12 protein-coding genes are annotated in these 9469 nt (G+C 54.0%); 8 read left to right on the top strand and 4 right to left on the bottom strand.

Annotation, left to right across the window (positions count from 1 at the left end):
• Nucleotides 1-13 precede the first annotated feature (13 nt).
• From KR51_RS09320 to KR51_RS09300, 5 genes are all read left to right on the top strand, one after another.
• Nucleotides 14-457 (top strand): hypothetical protein, encoded by a 444-nt coding sequence (locus KR51_RS09320; protein ID WP_022607088.1) that lies wholly within the window; start codon nucleotides 14-16, stop codon nucleotides 455-457.
• Between the two features lie 17 nt (nucleotides 458-474).
• A complete protein-coding gene (locus KR51_RS09315; RefSeq protein WP_022607087.1) occupies nucleotides 475-1026 on the top strand; it encodes an RNA 2'-phosphotransferase in 552 nt (183 codons plus the stop codon).
• 115 nt (nucleotides 1027-1141) lie between these two features.
• Entirely contained in the window at nucleotides 1142-2044 is a 903-nt protein-coding gene (locus tag KR51_RS09310; protein ID WP_040655713.1) for an RHS repeat domain-containing protein, read from the top strand.
• 200 nt (nucleotides 2045-2244) lie between these two features.
• A complete protein-coding gene (locus tag KR51_RS09305; protein WP_022607085.1) occupies nucleotides 2245-2574 on the top strand; it encodes a DUF433 domain-containing protein in 330 nt (109 codons plus the stop codon).
• A complete protein-coding gene (locus tag KR51_RS09300) occupies nucleotides 2571-2852 on the top strand; it encodes a DUF5615 family PIN-like protein (RefSeq protein ID WP_022607083.1) in 282 nt (93 codons plus the stop codon). The genes KR51_RS09305 and KR51_RS09300 overlap by 4 nt, the downstream gene beginning before the upstream one ends.
• A gap of 206 nt (nucleotides 2853-3058) precedes the next feature.
• On the opposite strand, the gene KR51_RS19615 is transcribed toward KR51_RS09300, so the two are convergent.
• Nucleotides 3059-3289: a hypothetical protein gene (locus tag KR51_RS19615; RefSeq protein WP_156915056.1), complete on the bottom strand. Its 231-nt coding sequence runs from the start codon at nucleotides 3287-3289 to the stop codon at nucleotides 3059-3061.
• A gap of 928 nt (nucleotides 3290-4217) precedes the next feature.
• A complete protein-coding gene (locus KR51_RS09290; RefSeq protein ID WP_022607079.1) occupies nucleotides 4218-4742 on the bottom strand; it encodes a GNAT family N-acetyltransferase in 525 nt (174 codons plus the stop codon).
• A gap of 418 nt (nucleotides 4743-5160) precedes the next feature.
• Between KR51_RS09290 and KR51_RS09285 the strand changes: the two genes are divergently transcribed.
• The 3 genes from KR51_RS09285 to KR51_RS09275 all read left to right on the top strand — a co-directional run bounded on the left by KR51_RS09285 (nucleotide 5161) and on the right by KR51_RS09275 (nucleotide 7255).
• A complete protein-coding gene (locus tag KR51_RS09285) occupies nucleotides 5161-5886 on the top strand; it encodes a hypothetical protein (protein WP_022607077.1) in 726 nt (241 codons plus the stop codon).
• A gap of 36 nt (nucleotides 5887-5922) precedes the next feature.
• Nucleotides 5923-6783, top strand: a complete 861-nt coding sequence (locus KR51_RS09280) for an alpha/beta fold hydrolase (RefSeq protein WP_022607075.1) — start codon at nucleotides 5923-5925, stop codon at nucleotides 6781-6783.
• A gap of 157 nt (nucleotides 6784-6940) precedes the next feature.
• Nucleotides 6941-7255, top strand: a complete 315-nt coding sequence (locus tag KR51_RS09275) for a DUF6679 family protein (protein WP_022607073.1) — start codon at nucleotides 6941-6943, stop codon at nucleotides 7253-7255.
• An 89-nt stretch (nucleotides 7256-7344) separates the two neighbouring features.
• Here KR51_RS09275 and KR51_RS09270 read toward each other — a convergent pair whose 3' ends face one another.
• The gene (locus KR51_RS09270) at nucleotides 7345-8961 is read right to left on the bottom strand and encodes an MBL fold metallo-hydrolase (protein WP_022607072.1); all 1617 of its coding nucleotides are present in this window, start codon (nucleotides 8959-8961) and stop codon (nucleotides 7345-7347) included.
• A gap of 125 nt (nucleotides 8962-9086) precedes the next feature.
• Nucleotides 9087-9209 (bottom strand): hypothetical protein, encoded by a 123-nt coding sequence (locus KR51_RS20970; protein WP_022607070.1) that lies wholly within the window; start codon nucleotides 9207-9209, stop codon nucleotides 9087-9089.
• Nucleotides 9210-9469 lie beyond the last annotated feature (260 nt).

The raw sequence follows: 9469 nt of genomic DNA, 5'->3' as shown, positions 1-9469 counted from the left end.
TTTCAAAAGAGACATGAACAACTCAAAAGATGAATTACTACAAGCAATATGTTCTGAACTCTACAGTGCGCCAGAGGATGAAAGTTCCTTTGATACTTTTGAAGAAAATGTTCAAGATCTCATAGAGAAATATGGAACTCAAGGAGTATTATCTGATGCTATATCCATATTAATGAATCAGTCAAAAACTAAATGTTGGTACTTATCAGCAAGCATTATCAGTTGGCTTGTGGAAGAAGGAATAAACTTGCCTTATGATAGTTCCTACCTGGTTGCAGCCTTGTATGTTTGTCTAAAACGTTTTCCCAATCTTGGAGCAAATGGAATTGATGACGGTAATAATTTAGTTTGGACTATAGCACATTCTCTGAAGGGTGTGGATTATGATTCTGACTGGGAGCCTTTGGAAGATAACGAAGTGATTAAGCATATGCAATCGATTCAAAAACTTGATTAATTGTTAACTCCTTCTCCATGATGCTAGATTATTCAGACTTAAGTCGGACAGTATCCCATGCTCTTCGCCATGAGCCATGGGTTTATGAGCTTGAGATAGATAATGATGGATGGGTAGTAGTTGAATCTCTGTTGGACTCACTAAGATCATTAAAGCCTGAATGGTCTAGTTTAAGAGGTGAGGATGTAGAGAAGATGATTATTCAATCAAACAAGAAACGCCATGAGCTTTCTAACAATGGTGATAAGATTCGTGCACTATACGGCCATACTATTCCAGGAAAGTTGGAGAAGCAATCAGCGCAACCCCCAGAAATTCTTTATCATGGTACTTCACCGAAGTCGGCAGAGCTAATTTATCAAGAAGGGCTAAAATCAATGACACGGCAATATGTTCACCTGGCGGTCAATGTTCGGGATGCCGAGAGGGTAGGGAAAAGAAAGTCACATGAGCCCGTAATTCTAAAGATCAAAGCTGGCGATGCTTCTAGCGATGGAATTGACTTTTACATAGGAAATGAAAAAATATGGCTATCAGATTTTATCCCGCCTATCTACATTAAACCTTAGAGAACTAATCCGGAAGTTGTTAACTCATTTTGTACACGTGAATTTTAGTTAATGTAGTTTTGCCACCTCCTTAACTGCACTCAGAGTGGGGAAGTTGACTCCCGTTTCGGTCTCGATGCTAACGTCCTCTCGGCTAAATGTCACCGACCCCAAAGCAAACACAACCACCTTCACGTACGACGACTTCTATCGTTTAATCCGCGAGACCAATCAACTCGGACTCGCCCGAGAATACAAGTACGACAAGGTTGGCAATCGGACTCGGGCAACCGATCGCAACGGACGCGTCCGCACCTTCGAGTACGACCACCGCGATCGCCTCACCGCCGAGAAGTGGCGGACTGGCCGAGACGGTCTCCGGACCTTCAGCTACAACTACGATGCTGCCGGTCAATTGAAAACGGCGGGCGATCGCGACTCCAACTACGCCTACTCCTACGACAGCAACGGACGACTCACTAAGGTCGATAACTCCGGGACGCCAGACGTCCCCGAAGTTGTCCTGACCTATGGCTACGATTCAGCAGGCAATCGCACCAGCGTCAGTGACAATGTAGGAGGCGTCGAAACGTGGACCTTCGACGACCTCAACCGAGTCGCGAGCATTGCCCAGAGCGGGAGTGGTGTCATCGACAAGCGAGTCGAGTTCGCCTATGACGCAGCAAGCCAGCTCGATACCATCAAACGCTTCAACAGCTCGAGCGGCGGCTCGTCAATCGTCACCAGCGACTATGACTTCGACAACAGAGGACGCCTAACCGAGCTGACTCACGGCAGCATTGCCAGATATAGCTTCGACTACGACGCCGGCGATCGCCTAACGAGACTGAGCACCCCAGACGGTACGGCAACCTACAAATACGACCAAACCGACCAACTGACCTCAGCGAATTACAGCTACCAAGATGATGAGGGGTACAGCTACCATAGCAACGGCAACCGCACCAATACCGGTTACGAGACTGGTGGCGACAAGCGCCTGCTCTCCGATGGCACCTACACCTACGAGTACGATTAAGTCAGTGCCAGTCGGTGCAGGACCCACACCTAGCCATGTTCACAACCCAGCTCGAGCATCACACTTCAGGACTACTCAAAAATTGAGCCCAGATTTGTGTATGCGTTTGCCCTGCTTCATCCTGCAGTTATTCGGTATTGTCGAGACCAAGTATGGGAAATTATATATAGTGTGGTTCCTTCTCGAGCCTTAGCCCAACGATGGTTCTGACCCCTGCCACCGACCCAACTCCCCTCGCCCGTAATGCCGATGGTGTCGTACTGGTCCGCGGCACGCGCGTCACCCTCGATACAGTGGTGACTGCCTTCCAGCAGGGAGCAACGGCAGAAGAAATCGCGACGCGCTATCCAGCGTTGCGGCTAGCTGACGTGTACGGAACGATTCACTTTTACCTCAACCACCGCGAAGAGGTGGCCGCATATCTCCGGCAGCGTGACGACGTGGGTGCGGCGATTCGCCAGGAAAACGAGATGCGGTTCGGGCAAAGGGCGTGGCGCGATCGCTTGCCCCGCCGTGCTGGCCGACAGTGAAATTTCTCGCCGATGAGAACTTCGACAACGCGATCGCTAGAGGGCTCAGGCAACGCTTACCCGAGATTGATTTAGTGCGCGTCCAGGATGTCGGCCTATCCGGGCTTAATGACCAAACGATATTGGCGTGGGCGGCAGCAGAAAACCGCGTATTGCTGACCCACAATGTCCGAACCATCACGCGCTACGCCTACGAGCGCCTCTTAAAAGACTTGCCGATGGCAGGCGTCATTGAAGTCAGGCAGTCAGCTGCTATCGGGAAGGCGATCGCGGATTGACTGCTCGTGGTTGAGTGCAGTCATGAGAGTGAGTTAGCAGGTTGCATCTTCTACATACCGCTTTAACGTAGGTGTTAACGGCAGCGATCGCTCAGCGATCCTCTCTTCGTGAGCTAGCACATTTGGGGTCCTCTCAGTTCGGCCCGCAGACTATGCGAGACAACAAAGCCTCACGCAAGAGGATCGGCAGAGAAAGAAGCACTGGGTTACTGTCCGGCTTCCGGAAGCTGAGCGAGAGCAACGGCAACACCGGCAAGGTCTTCGTCAAGGGAAACGAAGCGAGCCCGCAGCAGGAATTCTCTCCACGATTCACGTCCAGCCACACAACCGAGTTGTTCGCCCAATTTCTCGCCTTTGCGATTGTCAGTCTCTCGTTGCGCCTTTTCCCATTTCAGAAAGGCTATCGATTCAAGATCGGTTACTTTTTTAGAAACCATTTGAAACGTTCAGGGTGGTATCAAATTACGCCAGCCGTCTGACCACCAGGCGGATCGTCGCGATTTGAATCATCGTCTCTGATGACTCCGACAGGTATTCGTAATCCACGTTCAACCCCCATACATCGCTTACACCTCCGATCGCAACGGACGGCTAACCAAGGTAGATAACTCCGGAGCGCCCGACGTTCCCGATGTTGTCCTGACCTATAGCTACAACTCAGCAGGCAACCGCACCAGCGTTACTGACAACGAAGGAGGTGTCGAGTCGTTAACCTACGACGATCTCAATCGAGTCGCGAGCATTGATCAGAGTGGGAGTAGTGTCATCAACAATCGAGTCGAGTTCACCTATGATGCGGCGAGCCAACTAGATGTCATCAAACGTGAAAACAGATCGAAACGGTCTTAGCAGTATCTATGAGGATGATGTATCAATTGGTTTGCAAAATACTGCCATCTTTTTGTACTTCAAATATTTGAGCAGGGATAATATATTGTAGGACAAGTAAAAGTTTGAGCCTCCACCACCTTCTACCATCAAGAAAGAGGGGAGTAAAAACAGCACATGGGCTTGACAATCGAGCGGAGAAACTCCACCGAGCAGCCCGAGCGAGGAAAAGTCCGCTGGGTTAGTTCAAAGCTTCTGGTCAAACCCAGGGATTCCGGTCAGCCTTCGAACCGATATGAGGACATTTCCACCCTCATCAGCATGAACTCTGAGCGCACAAGATTATCGAGAGGTTATGAGCCAACGATGTGAAAGTTGGTGGGATTTGACAGGAACGAATGCGGCAGCATAGCCACCGTTCCGAGGCATCCATCGGACTAAAGGCACCCATCCGAAATAGTGTTGATTTTCAGAAGCATACCGTTCAATTGACAATCTGCCGCCGCTCTAGCTAGGGAGAGAGCGCGTGCCGACCTTTCAATCGGGATACCAGAACATCCCTTTGATACCCTCTGGGTCGAGCACGAAACCGAGCCGGCGATAAAAATCAACCACTTGAGCATCGGCGAAAAGCGTAATGTTGCTGATGTCTTCGCGACGCAGTTTAGCGATCGCGTACCTCATCAGCGCTTTTCCAAATCCCTTGCTCTGCAGTTTTGGATGTACGACCACATCCCAAATTGTTGCATTAAATGCATGGTCCGACGTCGCTCGGGCAAAACCAACAAGCCGGCGCCGCGACCCCTGCAGCTCCCACATCGATACGACCAAAAAGCTGTACTGAATCGCTTTGCCTACTTTACGCATCGGGCGACGCGCCCAACCGACTGCGTCGCATAATTCCTCCAACTCGTATAGATCGATGTCGCGTGTCGTGCTAAAAACGATGCGACCGCCGTCCGGGAGTTCGCCTGCTGCTTCTAACATCTCGCCTTGCGGACTCGTTGCCTGCCCGGCCGTTGCCGTGTCGCCGTTGCCAAACAAATTTTTCCAGAACGTCATGCCCGCGTAAAGCTCGTGTACTCGATCCATCTTCCCGCCTGCGATGCTAACGCGCCAGGCATCAGTGCGGTTCATCGCGCGGTGTCGCTGTCCCGGCAGCGTTTTGCATCCGCTCGAGTTATGCTAAATATACGATTAGCATTATTGTCGCATTTCGCGAGCGTGCTCGGGCTGTCCGGCAACCCATAGGGAGTTTGGCTCGGCCGCGAGGTGGCGAACGATTCGGTTTCATTGGTACTGATATCCCGTACTTGAGTACACTGGCGAGCGTTGCCAAATGCGGCAAGTGCTGCATCTGTTCCCCGCCTTACGAAATATTGCTGTGGCTTGCGCCATCAATTGGGCAGAGCGTCTGAGTTAGCGTTCCGGAGCTGCTGCTATCAGCGTAGAGTCTAGACCCCTCGGAGCAACGACAGTAGTGGGCTTAGAAACACCAAATCCCAAGCTTGTCAAGCGGTTTAACCAGGGCTTCTCAGAAGGTTACGAGCAATTTGTTAGCAGCAGAGCCCAACGCACCAATTTCCAACTGGCGTATCAGCTTTACCAGGAAAAACGGGCCATCATTGAGCTGCAAATGGATGGTCCACATACCGTTCTGATTTTTGCCAATCGAAACCAGTCTTTCCTGCTCAACGATATCTTTGGCGTCCTGGCTGCCCACCGCATCGTCGTGCTCGGCCTTAGCCTCCACGGTCGAATCCGCGCTCCGATGTTGGTGTTTGCTCGATTGGTGCTTTCCCAGCGGGGGCAGCCTCTATCGCCCCAAACATCCGAGAGTCTCGACTACGCGCTCCGCGGTGCCCTTGACGCTCAATTTTCAGTCGAGGGGATGTTCAGCCCTGTGTTCTCCCTCGACGGCCAGCTCGATCGCGTTTCCACAACATTTGCAATTGACCCGCTCCTCCACCTACCCGCGTTGTCGATTGAAGCCCGCTTGCACGACCCCGAGCAGCAAACAGCGCTCTGCTACAAAATCGCGCACGCACTTTGGCAGGAAGACTTAATTGCCATTAACGCCGACCTTCAGGTTTGGCGCTCGCAATCGCGCATGATTTTACATCTACTCGGGCCGAACGCCACCCAGATCCCGGAGTACCTCGGACAAAAAATTGCCGAGAGCGTTCAGCAACGCTTGCTGGGTTGAGCAACCCATGCAGCCCACAGGGCTAGGATGGTAGGTATGGCAACTATCGAGATTGCAGGGGTCCCGCACGCCTACACCCTAACTCCGGCACGGCATCCAAATGCGCCCGTGTTGGTTTTCGTCCATGGATGGTTGCTCAGCCGTTCTTACTGGGAACCCGCGATCGCGCGTCTCTCGCCCGATTACCAGTGTCTTAGCTACGACCTTCGCGGATTCGGCGACTCGGCAGTAGGAGCGGGAAGTGGCTACGCGCTCGTCGACTATGCCCGCGACCTGAAGCAACTCCTCCAACAGTTGGCGATCGATCGCGCGTGGCTGATCGGCCACTCTCTAGGCGGCAGCATCGCCTTGTGGGGAGCCAAGACCTGCCCCGAGCGGGTAGCCGGGGTCATCTGCGTAAATGCAGGCGGCGGAATTTATCTTGAAGAAGAGTTCGATCGCTTTCGGTCGACTGGCGAGCAACTCGTCCGACGGCGGCCGCGTTGGCTTCCTTATGTGCCATTCCTCGACCGGGTATTTGCACGGGCGATGGTAGCGCGTCCGCTTGCACGGCGGTGGGGACGACAGCGTCTTCTGGACTTTGTGAAGGCAGATACTCAAGCGGCATTGGGCGCGCTGTTGGATTCAACAACCGAAAACGAAGTTCACTTGCTGCCACAGTTAGTTTCCCAGCTCGAGCAGCCGGCTTACTTCCTGGCTGGCGAGCGGGACGCAATCATGGAGCTGCAGTACGTCCGCCATCTGGCAAGTTTTCATTCATCCTTCGGATGCTGCGGAGATAATACGATTTCAATTCCCAACTGCGGTCACCTGGCTATGGTCGAACAACCCGATACGGTCGTTGCAATCGTGCGCCGCCTGCTCGACTGCCACCAGGCCGAACGAGATGGCAGGTAGAATCTTCAACCAAATCGGCTCAAGCGCGCGAGTTGCTTGTGTCAAAATAGTGGAGACAATCTAAGGTTGCCGATGCCTAACAGGGTCAGCCGTCAACGGGCCGGTCTTCCGCGGCAGCTTAGCGATTGCAAAACGGACCAGAACCCAGGAGAAACACATGCTTGACCGCAAGGTCTACCAACTGTACGCGGACGGTCGAGAAATCAGCATCTTCTTGCGGGACCAGCAGCGGTGGATCGAGTGCGCGCGCGTCGTCGATCTTGAAGGCGACTTGGTGACAGTGCGTTATGAAACGGAAGAAGACGACGAAATTTGTGCTTGGGAGGAGCTGATCCGCCTCGATAGCATTGGCTCGATTACCCAGAAGCTTTCTTCGGTGCTTCGCGGCGACTACGACCTTCCCGTGTCTGAAGACTGCCCCGAAGCCGAGCAGCTACCACCGCGTTACCCAGACGGCAATCTTCCCGAGTAAGGCCGAGATACGTTTGCTTAAAAGTTGCATCGTCCGATAGTGGGACCAGGACGCCCATGCTTCGGGTTTATGGGGCAGTGCCGGCTTGCTTACGCATCTACAGCGCGGGCAGGCGCGTAGGCAAGGCAGTAGCCCTCGGGTGGTACCTGTAGGGTATAGAGTGGCGAGCGCGGCTGGCGGCAGCGACGATTATTGAAATAGCGGCAAGTTTTACAGGAGCGCGTACTGGCGATATGCGGATACTCGGGCGTGTCTATATTGAGAACGTCTTGTTGAGATAACCCATGAAGGACGAGGGTATTCCCTTGCCAGCAGGCGCTAACGATTCCCGTTTCGGCAAAATTGTGCCAGCGCGGGTCGTCGGCGAGCGCAGCAGGAAGGACAATGCCGATGCGATTGTTCCCTTCGCGGACTTCACCCTCATAGCTGCGCTCGGGTGGGGCTGCTGGCTGTACGAAGGTTTTCCCCACGGGAAGCTCCACGCGCTGCCCGGCAGGCGGCAAGTGCACGTGGTAGCGAGTTTGGAGCTCTTCCGCTGCTGTCAGGTCGGCGAGGTTGGCCGCCGATCCGCCGATTAGGACGACGTGCTGGGGGCGCAAGTTGTGAATAAGCTGCATCGTCCCCAAGCCATCACTGTGTTGGGCGAGCAGGTAGGTTGCGGTTATCCAGGTAGGCGACACGGTACGGGCAATTGGATCTTGCTCTGGGAGCAACACAACCCATTCATCGGGAGAGTTGCGGCAATAGCGCTGCCAGTCACCAGCCCGATCGACGAGGACAATATCGGGACGGCGATCGCCTGCCACCGGCCGGTCGCGGAATCGCTGCAAGCGCGGGCCGACCCGCTCGTCCCAGAACAGCGGCTGATGGTGGGCGAAGTTCTGAACAGTCACCGGTAAGAAGGGCAGCACTTCTAAATAAGCGTCGCAAACCCGCGCGATCGCCTCTTCGGCATAGATATCGAGATCGCGACCCGTAAACTGATGGTGCGATCGCAGCAGGAACAGCAACTCTTGCGCACTTCCGAAGGTGTCCACGGGCAATAGCACGCGCCGGCCGCTCTCCAGCCAAGTGGCGATTTGTTCGACGAGGCGGTTTTCCTGCTTGCGGCGGTGGGGATGGCGTGCGGTTCCGTAATACCCTTCGACAACCAAGACATCTGGCGTTAAACCGCGTACGGATTCGATTGAAAGCCCGTCAGCCAAGCGCGAATTCGATAAAAAGAAGTCGCTTGTATAGAAAAAGCGGTACGGGCGGTCCGGTGCAGTATAGGTAAGGGAAATGGCAGCGGCACCGGGGAGAAAACCAGCAGGAAATAATTCAATGCTGAGATCGTCGCTGCAGACGATCGGCACCTGCCAAGGCAGCGACCGGCAAAATCCTGATATTGCATCGCGCTCGGGCCAGTTTAGCGGTAAGAGACTGGCAGTCGCTTCACTAGCAGCAATCGGGAGAGAAGGAAAGGCTTCGTGAAGCGCCAACATACCGCGCGCGCGTTCTGGTCGGGCATGGGTGCAGAGAACCCAATCGGCTGGCGGTCCGTTGAAATAACGTAGTGGGTCGGACAGGCCGCAGTCAAGCAAAATTCGATGCGGACCCATTTTCACTAACAGACAAAACCCAACCTCTTCGTCTCGCCCAACTGCATAGGGCAAGCAGGCCAGAGGCGTCGGTAGGGTACCTGCGTTATGGAAGCGTCGAGTCATGCGTTATCGCCGTGCAAATGGGACCCGCGAGGGGAGTCCGTTAGGAATACACCTGACACGCAGCCGCCATCAAATCTCGGCGCTTGGCACTGAATGGAACCGTTTTGCCCGGGTCGGACGACTGACTAGTGCGCCGAGCCGTTGCCGTGGTAGTTATCCGAGTCGTAGAATCCGTTCTTGGTTCCAAAGAACAGGCATGCAAGCACAAAAACCGGCGAAAGTGCCAGCAAAATCACCTTAACGTCCACGTTTTATCCCTCTGCCCGTCCATTCACAGGGCATTATAGCTGGATGTCTTTCCCGCCTGCAGGAGCTCGTTCCCTTGGCGGGTACCCCGTCGCCAGTTGGTTCGGACCCGGTCTGCTCGCATTCGACCCATTACGCCTGCAGGGCTGGCGCGAGCTTTCCAGACATGACCGGTTGATGGCAAGGTCTTCTCAAGACACCGCGTTTGCAACCCTTGCGCCGAAAACTCCCAGGGCTTGGGGAAGAGCTAGCGGCATTCAGA

Origin of the sequence: Rubidibacter lacunae KORDI 51-2 (genome assembly GCF_000473895.1) — a bacterium.
In the GTDB taxonomy this organism is placed as follows: domain Bacteria; phylum Cyanobacteriota; class Cyanobacteriia; order Cyanobacteriales; family Rubidibacteraceae; genus Rubidibacter; species Rubidibacter lacunae.
This window is presented reverse-complemented; position numbering and strand designations above follow the sequence as displayed.